Here is an 18195-nt window from a genome sequence, read left to right on the forward strand (position 1 = left end):
TCACCAACGCGGTGTAGCGCCCAGCATTCTTCCGCAGCTTCTCCAAAGCCACCTTCGCCTCGTGGATCTGCCGCTCCAGTTCCAGTTCCCGCTGCTGTTGGCTTAACCGCTCCAGCTCCGAACTCAACCGGCGCTCCTTCGCCGTCCTGCTCTGCTGTCCGTCCTTCCACGCCAAAAGCTCGTCGTAGTCGTATTTCACCCGCTGATTGGGGCCGTTAGCGGCACTGCCCGAGGCCTTTTGAAAGCGGGGGCCCATGGGCGGAATGCGGCGTCGCCACTCGCCCAGCGTGTCGGCGTGGATGCCCAGGAACCATGCTGCAGCTTTCGCCGACACCATTCCTCCGCTCGCGCTCTTCGCGCGGACCAACTCCCCGCTCCACGACGCCTCGGCTTTGGCAAGAAACGCTTCTTCCGTGCGGACGGGTTCAATGCTCGTCATCGAGCGCCACCTTTTGATTTCGTGCAGCGAAGATCGTAGCCGGAGGGTCATTGGCTTCGTCAAGTCGCGGCTTGTCCGTGCCTTTCCAGCGGTTCCAGACCCGGGGACTGCTCGCCATCATGTGCTCTTCCACCTCGCCAAACGCCCGGCGCAGCTCGGACCATTCCTGCTCCGTGTAAATCTCGTCCGTTGAGGCGGTTTCCCGGTCTTTGGCCCGGTGATGCAGCATCTGGGACACCACCCGGCTCTTGCCCAACAGCCGCCCCGCGTAGCGCCCCAGCGTGCGGCGCAGGTCGTGCGGGGTCAGGCCGATGTCCACCTCCTTGCGCAAATCGACCAGCCCGGCGTCACGGCGCACGTTGGCGATGATGGATTTGCTGTCCGAGTAGTGCCCGGTCTTGCTGCGCCCGGATCTGGCCGGAAACACGTATCGGGTGCGGTCCAGCGCGTGCTCGGCGTTGGCCACCTCTTCTTGCAGGGATTCAATGAGCGCCTTGCTCCCGCCCCGCTTGCTCACTGCCGCCAAGGCAGCTTTTGCAGCCACCAGATCCTTCTTGGCTTGGGTATCGTCCAGGCGCTCGTTGAACCGGCGCTGGAGAATCCGTTCGGCAAAGTAAGTGACAGGCAGAAATCTCTCTTCCCAGTTCTTCGTCTCGAACAGGTAGACCTGACTGCCTTCGCGCTTTGTGGTCGGATTGATTTGACCGGGGGAGGAAAGGGCAACCCAGGACACCTGCGCCTGAGACAGCTCGCCCGGCGTGCACCGGTCATACCAACGCAACGGAGCGGCCTCGCTGCGGCGGGTGCCCCATAGCAACGTCAACAGCAGGTAGTCCGCCCCTGCCGCGTTCCGCCCACCTTGCTCATCGCGCCGCGCGGCAATGGCTTTGAGCACTTTGGGCAACGTCTCATCGCCCAAGGGGTTGCGAACCTCGGCCCGGCTGTAGTGGCTGCGCAACTCGTGCGCCTCTCTAAGCATGTCCTCGGTATGGATGACGTCCAGCGGGTTGTAGAAGTGCCGTTGAGGCCTGCCCAACTCGTGATCCCGCGCCCTCTCCTGCTTGATCACGAACTCCACGGCCCTCCGCGCGTCGGAAAACGTGTGTTCGGTCGAGGACAGCCCTGCAGCCCGCACCCACTGGATGTGTTTCCCAGTGATGCCCAACGCCTCCAACTCGGCCACCGACAGCTTGGACCAATCCGCTACCCCGCCCAGCTTTTGCCTCATTTGTGTGGGAATGCGATTGGAAAGCTTCATTGAGCTGATCCGACACGCGTCAAAGGCGGCCCTGACCACCTCCGTCTTGATGTCGTTCAACGCCCGATCCGCCAGCTCAACGCCAGGCCTGGAAAGGCGGGACACGCTGTCGTGCACCGCGTCCACACTGACTTGCTTGATCTTTTTTTTCTTTACTCGGGAATCCAGATGGCCGATGTAACGCGCTAGGCACTCCCTTAACGTTAGATCGCCGAAATCAATCGCCGATTCCTCTTCCAAGGCGTCCAGCAGTTGCTGCCGTTTGACGTGGACAGGATTTTTCCCCGTTTCCTTGAGCAACGCTAGATGATGCCGGCAGGCCTCCCTGGCCTCGTCCAGCCCCATGTCGGACACGTTGCCCAAGCTGAAGCGAACCGGCGTTCCGGTTGGCCCTCGTTTCTGGCCCACGTAAGTGGTCATGGTCTTGCCGACCCGGAAGCCAAACCCCGTGGGCGCTCCGGGCCCTCCGTCGAGCACTAGGTAGGGGGTGCCTTCCGATCGAGCGAGCATTCGAACCTTCCCTTGCGCATCCAAGGCCGGCCCCTTGGCGATCGACAACCCCAGCACTTGGGCGTAGGTCAAACTAAACTTAAGAGAGCCGGACTTCTTGCTCGACGCTGGACTCTTCAACACACGCCCCCCTGGATGTCCGTATTGCTACAGTATCGCACGCACATGGCCATCGCCGCAGACCGTTGCTACAGTTTTTTTGCGCCAGAGTCTCCACGTAGCTACAGAATCGCTACACGAAACACCTTCACTTGCCGCCAATCGCCTCCATCCACCATCATTGACGTTACCGGCCAAACAATCAAGTGACTGATTTAAAAGACCAAAGCAGCACCAGCAAGGGATCCAAAGAACACACGCCTGCTATGAAGCAATTCTTCGCAGCCAAGTCGGACTACCCCGACCTGCTGCTGTTCTTCCGCATGGGAGACTTCTACGAGCTGTTCTACGACGATGCGCGCAAGGCCGCGCGTCTGCTGGATATCACGCTGACCCAGCGCGGCAGTTCCGGCGGTGCGCCGATTCCGATGGCTGGCGTGCCGGTGCATGCCTACGAGGGCTATCTGGCGCGCTTGGTGGCGTTGGGCGAGTCGGTGGCGATCTGCGAGCAGATCGGCGATCCGGCACTGGCCAAGGGCCTGGTCGAGCGCAAGGTGGTGCGCATCGTCACCCCGGGCACGGTAACCGACGAGGCGTTGCTGGACGAGCGCCGCGACACGCTGTTGATGGCGATCTCGCGCAGCAAGCAAGGCTATGGCCTGGCCTGGGCCGATCTGGCCGGCGGGCGTTTCCTGGTCAATGAAGTGGACAGCGTCGATGCGCTGGAAGCGGAAATCGCGCGCCTGGAACCGGCCGAGCTATTGGTGCCCGACGAAGACAACTGGCCCGAATTCCTGCGTGGTCGCATCGGCGTGCGGCGCCGGCCGCCGTGGTTGTTCGATGCCGACAGCGGGCGGCGCCAGCTGCTGGCGTTTTTCAAACTGCACGATCTGTCCGGCTTCGGCATCGATGACAAACCCTGCGCCACCGCCGCGGCCGGTGCATTGCTCGGCTATGTCGAAGAAACCCAGAAACAGCGCCTGCCGCACCTGACCTCGATGGCGATGGAAGTGGCCAGCGAGGCAATCTCGATGAACGCCGCCACGCGCCGCCATCTGGAACTGGACACGCGCGTGGATGGCGACACGCGCAACACGCTGCTCGGCGTGCTGGACAGCACCGTTACGCCGATGGGCGGGCGCTTGCTGCGGCGCTGGCTGCATCGCCCGCTGCGGCTGCGTGAGGTGCTGGTGCAACGCCACCATGCGGTGGGCACCCTGATCGACCACGGCACCGATGCCGACATCCGCGACGCGTTCCGCGCGCTTGGCGATCTGGAACGCATCCTTACCCGCGTGGCACTGCGCTCGGCACGCCCGCGTGATTTCTCCACCTTGCGTGATGGCCTGGCGCTGTTGCCGCAGGTGCGTGCGTTGCTGGCGCCACTGGATTCGCCGCGGCTGCAGACCCTGTTTGCCGAACTCGGCGAACACGATGCCACCGCGCATCTGCTGGTCAGCGCGGTGGCCGAACAACCGCCGCTCAAGCTCAGCGATGGCGGCGTCATCGCCACCGGCTACGACGCCGAGCTGGACGAGCTGCGCCGGCTGTCCACCAACGCCGACCAGTTCCTGATCGATCTGGAACAGCGCGAGCGCGAGAGCAGCGGCATCGGCACACTCAAGGTGGGCTACAACCGCGTACACGGCTACTACATCGAGATCAGCAAGGGCCAAGCCGAGAAAGCCCCGCTGCACTACAGCCGCCGACAGACGCTGACCAACGCCGAGCGCTACATCACCGAAGAACTCAAGAGCTTCGAAGACAAGGTGCTGTCGGCGCGCGAGCGCTCGTTGTCGCGCGAAAAACTGCTCTACGAAGGCCTGCTCGATGCCCTGGGCGGCACGCTTGAAGGGCTCAAGCGCTGCGCCGGCGCACTGAGCGAACTGGATGTGCTGGCCGCCTTTGCCGAACGCGCGCAGGCACTGGACTGGTCGCAACCCGAATTGGAAAGCGCGCCATGTCTGCGCATCGAACGCGGCCGCCACCCGGTGGTGGAAGCGGTGCGCGATCAACCGTTCGAGCCCAACGATCTGGAGTTGCACGCCGATCGCCGCATGCTGGTCATCACCGGCCCGAACATGGGCGGTAAATCGACCTACATGCGGCAGAACGCCTTGATCGTGTTGCTGGCGCATATCGGCAGCTATGTGCCGGCCAGCCGCGCGGTGATCGGGCCGATCGACCGCATCCTCACCCGCATCGGCGCCGGCGACGATCTGGCCCGTGGGCAATCCACCTTCATGGTGGAAATGGCCGAAACCAGCTACATCCTGCATCACGCCACGCCGCAATCGCTGGTGCTGATGGACGAGATCGGTCGCGGCACCTCCACCTACGATGGCCTGGCGTTGGCCGATGCGGTGGCGCGCCACCTGGCGCATACCAATCGCTGCTACACGCTGTTCGCCACGCATTATTTCGAGCTCACCGCGCTGGCGGATGCCTCGCATGCCGGTGGCGGCAGCGGCATCGCCAACGTGCATCTGGATGCGGTGGAACACGGCGAGCGCCTGGTGTTCATGCATGCGGTCAAGGACGGCCCGGCCAATCGCAGCTTCGGCTTGCAGGTGGCCGCGCTGGCCGGTCTGCCCAAGGCCGCGGTGACGCAGGCGCGTCATCGTCTGGCCGAACTGGAACAACGCGGCGGCGAAAGCCATGTCGCGCAGATGGCCCCGGCCGCATTGGATGCGCCGCAGCAGTTCGGCCTGTTCACCGCACCGTCCTCCGCCGCGCAGGAAGCACTGCAGGCCTTGGACCCGGACGAACTCACGCCCAAGCAAGCCCTGGAAGCGCTGTATCGGTTGAAGGCGTTGCTGTGAGTAACGGGATTGGGGAGTGGAGATTCAAGATTCGAGATTCGTAACAGCGCAGTTGCATGGCTGATGTTTGCGGCGTTTGCGGATCCGTTGCGGCGACAGGGTCGGGTGGTCGGTTGAATGCTGTTTTGCAGGGATTGGGGGTTCGTAACGGCATAGCTGCATGACCGACGCGTGCGGCCCTGCTAATCCATTGCAGTCGCAAGATTTGTGCGTTTGCTTGCATGCTGCCCTGCGATCGCACCGGCTCGTGCTGCATCACGCTCTGCGCAGTGACGCGCACCGCGCGGATTGCTCTGCTGGCGCAACGGGCGCACCCTGCCACAACGTTTTGTCCAACCGGAGACCACACCGATGACCACGTCCGCCTCGTTGACCGACCAACTGGCCGCGCAGCTGCAGGGGCCGCAGTTGCAGCAACTCGCCAGCCGGCTCGGCATCGCGCCGGAGCAGGCGCAATCGGCGGTGCAGACCGCGCTGCCCCTGCTGATGGGCGCCTTGGGCCGCAACAGCCAGCAGGCCGGCGGCACCGATGCGCTGATGGGTGCCTTGCAGCGCGATCACGCCGGCAGCCCGGACATCGGCAGCCTGCTCGGCTCGCTGCTGGGCGGCTCGGCCAATGGTGCGCAGGGCAATGGCGCCGGCATCGTCGGCCATCTGTTCGGCGACAAGGCACCGCAGGCTGCTGCGGGCCTGGGCAAGGCCACCGGGCTGGAAACCGGCAAGGCCAGCCAACTGCTGCAACTGTTGGCGCCCATCGTGATGGCCTATCTGGCCAAACGCTTCCTCGGCGGCAATGCGGCGGCTGGCGGCAATCAACTCGGCCCGGCCTTGGCGCAGGAACAGCAGCGTGCCAGCAGCAACACCGGCGTCAACGGCCTACTGACCAGCGTGCTGGACCAGGATGGCGACGGCAAACTCGGCCTGGGCGATGTCATGAAACTCGGCGGCAGCCTGTTCGGCAAGCGCTGACGTCACCAGAGCACGTCGGTTCGGCACCGACGTGCTCTCGATAGCACCACGCTATCGATATGGTTGAATAATTCGAATTCCCCAACCGATCGATGCTCTTTATCGTGTGCGAACGCCGCCACGATGAGTCCGCCTGATGCGCCCGTCTGCCAGTCACATTCCGCATGCCGTCCTATACCGACCCCATCGGGCAAGCGCTAGCATCGGCACACGCGGCGACGACTCTCGATGACCCCTGGCCGCACGCGCGCCTTCGATCGATGACCACCTTTTAAATTTTGCCTGCCACTTCGATTCCACCAGCACGTGTCGATGCGTTCGGCACGCAGCTCCCCAAGTGCACACGCACATAGGTAAATCCCATGACAACCGAAGCAAAGTGCCCGTTCAACCATGCCGTCGTCGGTACCGGAACCACCAACCGCGATTGGTGGCCCAAGCAGCTGCGCGTGGATCTGCTCAGCCAGCACTCGAGCAAGTCCAACCCGCTGGGCCAGACCTTCAACTATGCCGAGGCGTTCAAGCGCATCGATCTGGCAGCGCTCAAGCAGGAACTGCGTGCGCTGATGACCGACTCGCAGGACTGGTGGCCGGCCGACTTCGGCCATTACGGCCCGCTATTCGTGCGCATGGCCTGGCATAGCGCCGGTACCTATCGCATCGGTGACGGGCGTGGCGGCGGCGGTCGTGGGCAGCAGCGTTTCGCGCCGCTCAACAGCTGGCCGGACAACGTCAGCCTGGACAAGGCGCGCCGGCTGCTGTGGCCGATCAAGCAGAAGTACGGCCAGGCGATTTCCTGGGCCGATCTGATGATCCTCACTGGCAACGTCGCGCTGGAAAGCATGGGCTTTACGACCTTCGGTTTTGCCGGCGGCCGCGAAGATACCTGGGAGCCGGATCAGGATCTGTATTGGGGCCGCGAAACCAAGTGGCTGGGTGGCGACGACCGCTACTCGCGCGGCTCGCCGGGCGTGGACGAAGCGCACGGCGTGCTGGTGAAGGATGACGACAGCGAAGTGCCGCACACCCGCGATCTGGAAAACCCGCTGGCCGCCGTGCAGATGGGCCTGATCTACGTCAATCCGGAAGGACCGGACGGCAAGCCCGACCCGGTCGCCGCCGCGCGCGACATCCGCGACACCTTCGCGCGCATGGCGATGAACGACGAAGAGACCGTGGCGCTGATCGCTGGCGGCCACACCTTCGGCAAGACCCACGGCGCCGGCCCGGCCGACAACGTGGCCGCCGAGCCGGAAGCCAGCGATCTGGAAAGCCAGGGCCTGGGCTGGCACAACAGCTACGGCAGCGGCAAGGGCGCAGACACCATCACCAGCGGCCTGGAAGTCACCTGGACCACCACCCCGGCGCAGTGGAGCAACGATTTCTTCGATCACCTGTTCAAGTTCGAGTGGGAGCTGAGCAAGAGCCCGGCCGGCGCGCACCAGTGGGTGGCCAAGAATGCAGACGCCATCATTCCCGATGCGCACGATGCATCGAAGAAGCACCGGCCGACCATGCTGACCACCGATCTGGCGCTGCGCTTCGATCCGGCCTATGAGGCGATCTCGCGTCGCTACCACGAACACCCCGACCAGTTCGCCGACGCCTTCGCCCGCGCCTGGTTCAAGCTCACCCACCGCGACATGGGTCCGCGCGCACGTTATCTCGGCGCGGATGTGCCGAGCGAAGAACTGCTGTGGCAGGACCCGGTACCGGCCGTCGACTACCCGCTGGTCGATGCTCAGGATGCCGCTGCCCTCAAGCAGACCATCCTCGCTTCCGGCATTAGCGTGGCGCAGCTGGTCTCCACTGCGTGGGCATCGGCATCGACCTTCCGCGGCTCGGACAAGCGCGGCGGCGCCAACGGTGCCCGCATCCGCCTGGCACCGCAGAAGGATTGGCAGGCCAATCAGCCCGAGCAGCTAGCGCAGGTATTGGGCACGCTGGAGCGCATCCAGGCCGAGTTCAACGGCGCGCATGCCGGCGGCAAGCAAATCTCGCTGGCCGACCTGATCGTGCTGGCCGGTAACGCGGCTGTCGAACATGCAGCGCACGCCGCAGGCTACAGCGTGACCGTGCCGTTCGCGCCGGGCCGCACCGATGCCTCGCAGGAGCAAACCGATGTCGAGTCCTTCGCCGTGCTCGAGCCGGTGGCCGATGGCTTCCGCAACTTCGCCAAGCGCAGCTACGCCGTACCTGCCGAAGCCTTGCTGATCGACAAGGCGCAGCTGCTGACGTTGACTGCGCCTGAGTTGACCGTACTGGTCGGCGGCCTGCGCGTACTTGGCGCCAATGTCGGCGACTCGAAGAACGGCGTGTTCACCACCCGTCCCGGCGTGCTGAGCAACGACTTCTTCGCCAACCTGCTCGACATGCGCACCGAGTGGAAAGCTACCTCCGAATCGAAGGAGGTCTACGAAGGCCGCGACCGCAGCACCGGCGAACACAAATGGACCGGCACGCGCGTGGACCTGGTGTTCGGCTCCAACTCGATCCTGCGCGCGGTAGCCGAGGTCTATGCCAGCACCGATGCGCAGGAGAAGTTCGTGCACGACTTCGTCGCCGCCTGGACCAAGGTGATGCAGCTGGATCGTTTCGATCTGGCGTGAGTCGCAAAGGCGCATGCTTTCTTGCGTGCGCCTGCAGCTCTGTTGAACTAGACGCAAGAGATCGACCTGGCACCCTGAAGACGCTTCCCGGATAGCCGGGAAACACTGGTCACTTGGAGCGGCCAACTGCTCCGTGGCCATCAGTTGGGTGCCGCTGTTGCTCGGTTTGGCTAATGCCAGGTGCATACGCCGCCTCTGGGTATATTGACGGCACCTCCCTCTCCGTTGCTCGCAACACTCTGTCGGCCATTGGCATTTCAAGACCGTGAGATCTCGGTGGTTTTGAAATCATTGAGAGTTCAATGGTGGAGCGGCTGGTCTGCGGCTTGGCTGCAGGGCCCTTGCCCGCCCACCGTCGCGGGACACGCTGCAAGTACGTCCCTGTAAGCTCTTACGCGGCATCCATGCCGCGTAAGGTCCCGCGACGGTGGGCGGGCAAGGACCTGTCGAGATGGTCGTTATGCATGGTTAAGAGCAGAGCATCACGAACGGCGCTTCACACCGCGATGGGGAAGCGCCTTTTTTATTGATTGAACGACATGATGGAGATCCAGGCGCTCCTGTTTCCACCATCCAATTCGTAGCGGACAACCACGCAGCACTACAACGCGTCGATATCGCCCAGTGCATTGATCAACCGGCGCGCACGCTTGTCCGGTTTACCGAGCGGTGCCCGATAGCCGGTGCGCTCGGCAACACGTTGCAGCCGCCACTGCGTGCGTCCCTCGCGTGAGGCGTCGCTTTCGACGTAGAGCGCCTGCGCCACCGGTGCCGGGCCGCGCACATCGCTCAACGCGGCAACCGTGATCTCGAAGATTTCACCGCCACGGTCGATGCGCAGTTGCTCGCCGCTACGCAACGTGCGCGACGGCTTGGGCCGTTGGCCGGCGACATCCACCTTGCCGTTGTCCACTGCCGCTTTGGCCAGGCTGCGCGTCTTGAAGAAGCGCGCCGCCCACAGCCAGACATCCAGCCTGACCGTTGTCGCTTGTTCCGCCAATTGAGTCATTGCCTTGTGCTTGCCGTCAGGTCCAATGGGCCACATGCCGGTGTTGTCATCGCCATTACGTCGGCGCGCCGCAACCGGCTGCGTTGAGCGAAAAATATTTGGGCAACCTCGCCGGAACTCAAGCGCCGCTACCGACCAGACCCAGTCTGCCTCCGGGCTTTGGCTGACCGATACAGCCTGAGCTGCACAGCGCGTGCCGCGCCTCATGTCATCGGCGTGCCAATCATGCTCGCCTGCGCTTGTTTGGATTGCCCCGGCGACCGCACACCTCACACCTCACACATGCCAATGCTAGTGTTCGCAGCTTCCGCACCACGGCGCGTCTGCAATGCCCAAATCCGCTGTCCTGACCGAAGGCCCGATCGGCAAGAATCTGCTGCTGTTCGCGATGCCGATCCTGGCGGGAAACATCGCCCAATCGCTCAACGGCTCGATCAATGCGATCTGGGTCGGCCGCTATCTCGGCGAGGCGGCGCTGACGGCGGCGGCCAACGCCAACAGCATCATGTTCTTCCTGATCGGCTCGGTGTTCGGCATTGGCATGGCCTCGACCATCCTGATCGGTCAGGCGATGGGCGCGCGCGACCTCGCCCAGGCGCGCAAGGTCATGGGCACCAGCGCCAGTTTCTTTGGCGGCCTGTCGGCAGCGATCGCGGTCTTCGGCTGGTTTCTGGCGCCGCACCTATTGACCGCGATGGGCACGCCGCCGGCCTCGCAGACATTGGCCGAGGAGTACCTGCGGGTCATCTTCCTGGCGATGCCGCTGATCTATGTGTTCGCGTTTTTGTCGGCAGCACTACGCGGCACCGGCGATGCCCGCACACCGTTCCGCTTCTTGCTGGTGTCGGTGGTGCTGGACATCGTGTTCAACCCGCTGCTGATCTTCGGTCTCGGCCCGTTTCCGGCACTCGGTATCGCCGGTGCGGCCTGGGCCACGCTGCTGGCGCAGGTGGTCGCACTCGGCGGATTGCTGCTGTATTTACGCAAAAAACGCCATGTCCTGTGGTTGGGGCGCGGCGATCTGCAGCTGTTCCGCATCTCGCCGACGATCCTGCGCGCGCTCATCGTCAAAGGCGTGCCGATGGGCCTGCAGATGGTGCTGATCTCGCTGGCCATGATCGCGATGATGACGCTGGTCAACGGCTTCGGCACCGACACTGCTGCCGCGTACGGCGCAGCGTTGCAGCTATGGACGTATGTGCAGATGCCGGCGATGGCGCTGGGTGCTGCCTGCTCCACGATGGCGGCGCAGAATTTGGGTGCCGGGCTCTGGAATCGCGTCGACGCGACCGCACGCACCGGCATCGTCGCCAACTTCTTGATGACCGGCATTCTGATCGTGCTGCTGATCGTGTTCGATCACTGGACGCTCGCCCTATTCCTGCCGACCGACAGCCCGACGCTGGAAGTGGCGCGGCATCTCAATCACATCGGCATCTGGTCGTTCCTACTGTTCGGCGTGAGCTTCGTCATTTCCGGCGTGGTACGCGCCACCGGTGCGGTGATCCCGCCACTGCTGATCCTGGCATTCGGTCTGTGGGGCGTACGCGTGCCGCTGGCGAACGCCTTGATCCCGCATCTGGGGGCCGACGGCATCTGGTGGAGTCTGCCGATCAGTTCGGTCTGCTCGATGTTGCTGTCGCTGGCGTACTACCGCTGGGGCGGCTGGCGCAAGGCACGCATGCTGACCACAGCTGCGGATCCGGCCGAGCTGGCGGCCGCTGCGGAGGTTCCGGCACACCCGGCTTCGCCGGTCGCCGATACCGCGCCGTTGACGGAATTGCCGCGGCCTCGCCAGCGCTGATGTCGGCTGGCAGTGCGGAGAACAGATGCTCGCGTCCACGTTCCCGCGAACGTTGTGGGATCACAACTGCTGAATCCCGATTCCCATAACGCAAACGGCCGCCCGAAGGCGGCCGTTTGGCAGTGGCAGAAACAACCTGCCAGTGTGACTTACTGAGCCTTGGCAGCAGCCTGGCGAGCAGCCTTGGCCTGTGCAGCAGCGGCCAGATCTTCCTTGATGCGGGCAGCCTTGCCTTCCAGACCACGCAGGTAGTACAGCTTACCGGCGCGAACCTTACCGCGACGCTTCACTTCGACCGAATCGATGATGGCGCTGTGGGTCTGGAACACGCGCTCGACGCCGAAGCCGTGCGAGATCTTGCGCACGGTGAACGCGGAGTTCAGGCCGGCATTCTTGGTACCGATCACGACGCCCTCATAGGCCTGCACGCGCTCGCGGTTGCCTTCCTTCACCTTGACGTTCACCACAACGGTGTCGCCCTGGTTGAATTCCGGCAGCTGGCGCTGAATCTGGGCGGCTTCGAAGTCAGCCAGGATGGTCTTGTTGAGTTTGCTCATGATGGGCACCGCGTGTCTGGTGATATTGGACCGGCAGTCGCCGCACGGCGATTGCTCGAGGTTCGTGGCAGGGCCAGACGCAAGGCTGGCCAGCAAGCCGTATATTGTACCCCAATCAATCTTGCAAGAGCTAGGGGTGAGCCCTTATTCCTTGTCGCCGGGTTTATCGTCGCCTGAGGCGAGTTCGCGACGAAACTCCTCCAACAGACGGCGATCGTTCTTGTCCAACCCGGCCTCGTCGAGCAGGTCCGGGCGACGCAGCCAGGTCCGGCCCAGCGACTGCTGCCGACGCCAGCGCGCAATCGCAGCGTGATTGCCCGAGCGCAGCACCTCCGGCACATCGCCCCAGTCGTGCGTCGATGGATGACTGTAGTGCGGGCAATCCAGCAAGCCTTGCGGGCCTTCGAAACTGTCCTGGGCAGCAGACTCGGCGTCGTTCAACACGCCTTCCTGCAACCGCGTCACCACATCCACCAGCACCGCTGCGCCCAATTCGCCGCCGGACAACACGTAGTCGCCGATGGAGATTTCCATATCCACAGACTGCGCCAGAAACCGCTCGTCCACGCCTTCGTAGCGCCCGCACAACAACACCATGCGTGGCAACTGCGCCAGCTCGCGTGCGAGCGGCTGGGTGAGCGGCCGCCCTTGCGGGCTGAGATAGATCACCGGTGCCGGACGCGTGTCTGCGACTTGCACCGCAGCCAGACAGGCCCGCAACGGCTCGATCAACATCACCATGCCCGGGCCGCCACCGAAGGGACGGTCGTCCACCCGGCGGTAGTTGCCCTGCGCATGTTCGCGCGGATTCCAGCCCTGCAATTCCAGCAAGCCACGCTCCTGCGCCCTCCCGACCACGCCGAACGCCGCGCATTGCGCGATGAACTCGGGGAACAGGCTGATGACGTCGATGCGCAATGGCTGAGAATCGGGAATTGGGAATCGGAAATGGGTAGAACAAGAGCGGAGCCGGGGCACCGCTTTGATCAGAAATCCGGGTCCCAATCCACCACGATCAAATTGGCTTCGAAGTCGACCGACTTGACGAAATCCGGCAGTACGAACGGCACCAGCCGTTCGCGATCGCCGCGCACCACCATCACGTCGTTGGAGCCGGTGGAGAACAGATGCGACACCGTGCCGAGCTTGACGCCTTCGACGGTTTCCACCTGCAACTCTTCCAGATCCACCCAATAATATTCATCGGGCTTGGGTGGCGGCAGCACACTGCGCGAGACGTAAATCTCGATCCCGTGCATGGCTTCGACGGTGTCGCGATCGGAAACGCTGGGGAATGTTGCAACCAGATGCTTGCCCTGATCGCGCCCGCGCGCTCCGCTCAGTGTCGACTCCTCACCCGAAGGCGTACGCAGAATCCACGGTTGATACCGAAAGATTGCGCTACGCGGCTCGGTCCAGGACTCGATCTTGAGCTCGCCCTTGACACCGAAAGCGCCGGCAACCCTGCCCAGCAGGATACGGCGCTCGGTCTGTTTCATCTGCGTCAGCTAGGCCGAGCGGTGCGCTCGGCCCTCCCAGATCAGGCCGCAGCGGCCTGAGGCTTGGATGCTTCGCGGTACAGGTTACGCACCTTGTCGGTCAGCTGTGCGCCCTGGCCGACCCAATGGTCGACGCGCGCGATATCCAGCACGACGCGCGGTTCTGCGCCCTGGGCAACCGGGTTGTAGTAACCCAGACGCTCGATGTTGCGGCCGTCGCGCGCGCTGCGCACGTCGGTCACGATGATGTGGTAGAACGGACGCTTCTTGGCGCCGCCGCGGGTCAGTCGAATCTTGACCATGGTGTCGTTTTCCTGAGTTGCCCAGTCGCCAGAGTGGCGCGGTAAGCCGGCGATTATAGCGGCGCCGGGCGGCGAAGCCAACCCACCCGGTGACCGCCCCCGCGCCAAGGCTCAGATCGCTTGCCAGGCATGGGTTTGCAGGGCCTGCTCCAGCAGCGGCAGCTGGGCTGCATGTGGGCCCCAGCGGGCCGGCCCCATCGCCACGATCGCCTGCTGCCCGCGTGCATTGCAGGCAAAGGCGCCATCGAAACGATCCAGTTCGTCCAGTTGTACCGGCCGCCGAATCTGGGCGATCCCCAGCGTTTCCAGCCCGGCCTGCAGCAATTGCTGACGCGTTCCCAGCAAGGCCGGGCCCTGCGGCCAGACCACGCCGCCGCGCTCCCACAAACCCAGATTCCAGAACGCGCCTTCCAGCACCCTGCCCTGCGGATCCTGCAACACGACATCGTCGTGCTCGGCATTCATGGCCAGCCGGCGCAGACGCAACAACGGAAATGTCCCCACATGCTTGAGCTCGGGCTGATCGCGTACATAGCTGGTCACCTGCACGCGCAGCCCGGTCTCGGGCATGTCCGCTGGCGGCGACACCGCAACCAGTACGTCCAGCGCGACCTCGCGCAAGGGATCGCGAAAATCGTAATCCTGCGCGAACACGGTGACGCGCAGGCTGGCATCGGCCATTGCCGAGGCTTCCAGCGCGGCGTGCATTTGCAGACGCACTGCCTCCTGCGCCAACTCCATACCGAACAGCGCGCGACTGCCCTGCTGCAGACGCTGCAGATGCAGATCCAGCCCGAGCGCGGCACTGCTGCGCACCTGTAGCGTGGTGAAGTGGCCGTAGTTGATCAGCGCGGCAGCCCCGAGCTGCGCCGCGCTGGCGGGTACGCCATTGCAGAAGATCACCGACATAACAGCGCCTGCGCGTCAGCCCACCACTGCGTGACCGCCTGCGCGGCAGGCTGCGCGGGTGCCATCCAGGCCGATTGCCCGGCCCAGGCCTGCATCGCATCCAGGCGGTTGCCGCGGGCTGCGGTCTGACGCATCGGTGCGGTCAGCGCGCGCTGTACCGGGTAGGGCGCCGGCGGTGGCGCGTCCACTGCGGCGGCGGCGCGGACGTAAGCCGTGGCGATCGACCGCCCCAGGCGCCCGGAAAATGCACGTGTTGGCCAGGTCTGCTCCGGCTCTGTGGCCGCCAGGGCATCGGCCCAGGCGCCGGGAAGCGCCGCTTCGGGCGTGCGCAACAAGCCGGTGCCGATCTGCACCGCGCTGGCGCCCAGGGTGAGGGCCGCGGCAATCCCACGTGCGTCGGCAATGCCGCCGGCAGCAATGACCGGAATCTCCAGGTGGTCGACCAGCCGCGGCAGCAACGCGAACAATCCGGTCATCTGGCGCTCGGCCTGGCTGGCATCGAACGCGCCACGGTGACCGCCGGCTTCCGCCCCCTGCGCAACCACCGCATCGGCGCCCGCCGCCTGCGCTGCGCGTGCTTCCTCCAATGTGGTGGCGCAGGCGAACCAGGCGATGCCGGCGGATTTCAGGCGGCTGACCTGATCGGGCCGGAACACGCCCATGATCGAGGAGGCCACTGCCGGGCGGGCCTCCAGCAATGCATCGAACTGCGCATCGAAATCGGCCGGGGCGGCATCGCCGGCGTCGGCCGCCACCGCCGGGCCCCACTGCTCCAGAAATGCACGCATGCGCGCTTCGGCATCGGCATCGCGGGCGGGCGCGGGATCGGGGATCCACAGATTGATCTGCGCAGGCCCGTTACTGGCCTGCCGAAAGGCCTGCATCCAAACCACGATGTCCTGCGGTTGCGACAGCACCGCGCCCATCGCGCCCATACCGCCCGCCGCAGCCACCGCAGCCGACAACGGCACCGGGCAGGCGCCGGCCATCGGGCTGAGCAGGATCGGCACGCGCAGACCGAAGCGCTGGCAGAACGCGGCAACGTGCGCATAGGGACCATCTGTCGCCAGAGTGGCGGCGGCGGCCATGTCAGTGCGCGCCTTCCAGCAAGTGCACGATCCTGGGCCACTGCATCTGCCGTGCCAGGTCCAGCGCGGTCTTGCCGCTCGGAGTGCGCAAGGTGGGGTCGGCACCATGCTGCAGCAGCAAGGCGACTGGCTGGTAATTGCCTGCAAGCGCATCGCGCTGCAACAGCGTCCAACCTGCGTCATCGCGCAGCTGCACCACCTCCGGCTGATCGCGCAGGCCTTCGTCGAACTTGGGGCCCATGTTCTCGCTCATCGGATGCTCCTGTTGCAGTGGATCTTCGACCGCTGGCGCAACAGGCGTGCCCTTGCCGCCGAACATCTTGTCGAACAGGCCCGGCTTGCGCGCCGCAGCCTGTGCCGGCACCAGCCGCACCGCGCCGGGCTCACCGAAATCCAGGCCCCAGGCGGCATCGTGCTCGGCGCGCTCGTCCGGCGCCATGCCACGCCGCATGGCATCGATGGTGTGGCCGCCGTAGACCTTGCCGTCGACCACGTACATCCAGTCTTCCAGATCCGCGAACGGCGCCGACACCGCGTCGCCGGCTGTCAGCGCTTCGATCCATTCCGGTTCGTTGAGCAGGCTGCCTGAGATCTGCTCGCCGTCGAAGTGCACATCGGAGATCCACATGTGCTCATGCGTTGGCGCGCCGTGCACTTCCTGCGCGGCGCTGTCGGTGGCGAACGGCAGTTTGACTGCGGCCATGTCCAGGCCCGGAACGATGCGGCGGTATTCCCAGGACAACTCACGCCAGAAGAATTTGAACGTGTCGCGCGCGGCGATATAGCCCGCCTGCAACGCGGCATCCTGGTTGTCTGCGAAATACATCCGGGTATCGCTCATCTGCTGGCGCTCCTGCCAAGAAAGAGGCAACACGCTACTGCAGCCATGCAGCGAGGGCAACGCGTGCACGACAGATGTAGCGCAATACCGGAGCCGTGCGCGCATAAGCCAAACCGCTGCTGGAAGGCATTGGTATGCGAAAACGAACCCATCGTGGCGCGGCCCGGCCAGGGAGACATCATGGCCATTGTCCCTGCGCCTGGCGTACGCTCGCCAAATTCAGAACCGGCGCCCACGCGGCATGGCGCTCAACACCGATCAGTACTGCAACGGCAACGGCAGGACATCCCGATACCAGTCTTCCACCATCACATCGCGCAATGCGAACGCGCGCACGGCCTGCGGACGCTGCACAAACGCGCCCCACAGGCGAACGTCGACAAATGCCGATGAGGGCCGCGTGCGCCACGCCGCCGGACCGAAGAGACGAACTTCCAGGCAATAAAAGCCATCGGCGATACAGGTGATCTGCCTGCACGCAGGCGTTGTCGCACTTGCCCATAGATGCTCGAGATCCGGCCCACGGACGAGCTTGAACACACGCAGCTCGCCCTGGGTGCACCCGGTGCAATTGTCGGGCAAGGGCAGCGGCTGGTCGAAGTGTTCGGCGGCCCAGGCGCATTCCAGTGTCAGCACATCGCCCTGGCTCAGTTGGAGAAAATACCGATGAAGATGGGTATTTTCTTCCCGCCATGACGAAGCGGGATCCGACGCTGCCGTCACGTCCCAGGCATCCTGCGCGCTGCCGAATAACAGCACCGACCCGCTTGGCGCCGCACGCATTGTCGTCGTCTCCAATTTCGCATGCGGCAGCACACGCGCTTCGTCTTCGATACGCACTCTTGGCGTGCCGTCGTCGCACTGTTCATAACGCAGATGCGAGCCATGCGCGGGCCGCCACGGCAGCGCAAGCCGGTCCGGCTCCGGCACGCACACCCAAAGACTCACTACACCTGGCGAAGGGCCATACGCCTGACCGATGCCGACTGAGTACACGCCGGTTTGCCCCACCGACACACGCACCTCGCGCGTTGCGAAAACGTCCAGCCACTGCGGATGGTTGGCGGCAGGACGCCAGAGATCGCAGCGCCACTGCGCAGGTGCGTCGCCGTCGTTCGGTGCGCGGTGAAATGCGAGCACCAGCGCATCGCCTGTCCGCAGGAAAACATCGACCGTCGTACAGACGTCCTGCCGCGGATAACGCTCTTCTTCGTAGGCGGCGACGTCGATGACATGGCGTCGCCATTGACGCGGCGTGTCCAGGCCAGGCCGCAGATCAGCGGGCCGCAGCGGCGTGTTCGGCAATGCCGCCAGGCGGATGGTCGACTTCGAGTTCGACTTCGGCGGAGTATCGGACACCGCTGCTGCACCCGGCGGTTCACCTGCGACGTTTGCGCGCGCCTCGGCGCGTTCATCGATCAGCCCGGCGACCACCACGACCACCACCCAATACACCACCACCGCCAGCAGCACCGTCCAG

General features: G+C 64.5%; 14 protein-coding genes and 1 pseudogene. 4 read left to right on the top strand and 11 right to left on the bottom strand.

Annotated features, from left to right (window positions below; all coding sequences use genetic code 11):
• Positions 1 to 439 (bottom strand): annotated as a pseudogene (locus ACD584_RS12430) (nucleotide-binding protein); the annotation flags it as partial.
• The gene (locus ACD584_RS12435) at positions 426 to 2279 is read right to left on the bottom strand and encodes an integrase (RefSeq protein ID WP_228438026.1); all 1854 of its coding nucleotides are present in this window, start codon (positions 2277 to 2279) and stop codon (positions 426 to 428) included. The gene ACD584_RS12435 and the pseudogene ACD584_RS12430, both read right to left, overlap by 14 nt.
• 293 nt (positions 2280 to 2572) lie before the next feature.
• On the opposite strand from ACD584_RS12435, the gene mutS reads away from it, so the two are divergent.
• The 3 genes from mutS to katG all read left to right on the top strand — a co-directional run bounded on the left by mutS (position 2573) and on the right by katG (position 8706).
• On the top strand, positions 2573 to 5128 hold the full coding sequence (gene mutS, locus ACD584_RS12440; protein ID WP_228438027.1) for a DNA mismatch repair protein MutS: 2556 nt from the start codon (positions 2573 to 2575) through the stop codon (positions 5126 to 5128).
• Positions 5129 to 5479: 351 nt separating this feature from the next.
• Entirely contained in the window at positions 5480 to 6097 is a 618-nt protein-coding gene (locus ACD584_RS12445) for a DUF937 domain-containing protein (protein ID WP_076036175.1), read from the top strand.
• A 362-nt stretch (positions 6098 to 6459) separates the two neighbouring features.
• Positions 6460 to 8706, top strand: a complete 2247-nt coding sequence (gene katG / locus ACD584_RS12450; RefSeq protein ID WP_076036176.1) for a catalase/peroxidase HPI — start codon at positions 6460 to 6462, stop codon at positions 8704 to 8706.
• A 601-nt stretch (positions 8707 to 9307) separates the two neighbouring features.
• Here the strand turns inward: katG and ACD584_RS12455 are convergent.
• Positions 9308 to 9715 carry an RNA-binding S4 domain-containing protein gene (locus ACD584_RS12455; RefSeq protein ID WP_076037751.1) on the bottom strand — a complete coding sequence of 136 codons (408 nt, stop codon included), beginning with the start codon at positions 9713 to 9715 and terminating at the stop codon, positions 9308 to 9310.
• Between the two features lie 328 nt (positions 9716 to 10043).
• Between ACD584_RS12455 and ACD584_RS12460 the strand changes: the two genes are divergently transcribed.
• Entirely contained in the window at positions 10044 to 11519 is a 1476-nt protein-coding gene (locus ACD584_RS12460; RefSeq protein WP_076036177.1) for an MATE family efflux transporter, read from the top strand.
• Positions 11520 to 11668: 149 nt separating this feature from the next.
• On the opposite strand, the gene rplS is transcribed toward ACD584_RS12460, so the two are convergent.
• The 8 genes from rplS to ACD584_RS12500 all read right to left on the bottom strand — a co-directional run bounded on the left by rplS (position 11669) and on the right by ACD584_RS12500 (position 18188).
• Positions 11669 to 12076: a 50S ribosomal protein L19 gene (gene rplS, locus ACD584_RS12465; RefSeq protein WP_006449159.1), complete on the bottom strand. Its 408-nt coding sequence runs from the start codon at positions 12074 to 12076 to the stop codon at positions 11669 to 11671.
• A 144-nt stretch (positions 12077 to 12220) separates the two neighbouring features.
• The gene (gene trmD / locus ACD584_RS12470) at positions 12221 to 12994 is read right to left on the bottom strand and encodes a tRNA (guanosine(37)-N1)-methyltransferase TrmD (RefSeq protein WP_076036178.1); all 774 of its coding nucleotides are present in this window, start codon (positions 12992 to 12994) and stop codon (positions 12221 to 12223) included.
• Between the two features lie 68 nt (positions 12995 to 13062).
• Positions 13063 to 13575 carry a ribosome maturation factor RimM gene (gene rimM / locus ACD584_RS12475; protein ID WP_006449157.1) on the bottom strand — a complete coding sequence of 171 codons (513 nt, stop codon included), beginning with the start codon at positions 13573 to 13575 and terminating at the stop codon, positions 13063 to 13065.
• A gap of 41 nt (positions 13576 to 13616) precedes the next feature.
• Complete coding sequence (gene rpsP / locus ACD584_RS12480; RefSeq protein WP_006449156.1) at positions 13617 to 13877, bottom strand: 30S ribosomal protein S16; 261 nt, start codon at positions 13875 to 13877, stop codon at positions 13617 to 13619.
• Positions 13878 to 13988: 111 nt separating this feature from the next.
• Positions 13989 to 14786, bottom strand: coding sequence for an aminotransferase class IV family protein (locus ACD584_RS12485; RefSeq protein WP_076036179.1), 798 nt, complete (start codon positions 14784 to 14786; stop codon positions 13989 to 13991).
• Positions 14777 to 15874 (bottom strand): nitronate monooxygenase family protein, encoded by a 1098-nt coding sequence (locus ACD584_RS12490; protein WP_076036180.1) that lies wholly within the window; start codon positions 15872 to 15874, stop codon positions 14777 to 14779. Before ACD584_RS12490 ends, ACD584_RS12485 begins: the two co-directional genes overlap by 10 nt.
• A gap of 1 nt (position 15875) precedes the next feature.
• Complete coding sequence (locus ACD584_RS12495) at positions 15876 to 16715, bottom strand: DUF2314 domain-containing protein (protein ID WP_070692453.1); 840 nt, start codon at positions 16713 to 16715, stop codon at positions 15876 to 15878.
• Between the two features lie 258 nt (positions 16716 to 16973).
• A complete protein-coding gene (locus ACD584_RS12500; RefSeq protein ID WP_228438028.1) occupies positions 16974 to 18188 on the bottom strand; it encodes a hypothetical protein in 1215 nt (404 codons plus the stop codon).
• Between the last annotated feature and the right edge of the window lie 7 nt (positions 18189 to 18195).

The sequence above is a fragment of the Xanthomonas sp. NCPPB 2922 genome (genome assembly GCF_041520885.1).
GTDB classification, from domain to species: Bacteria; Pseudomonadota; Gammaproteobacteria; order Xanthomonadales; family Xanthomonadaceae; genus Xanthomonas; species Xanthomonas campestris.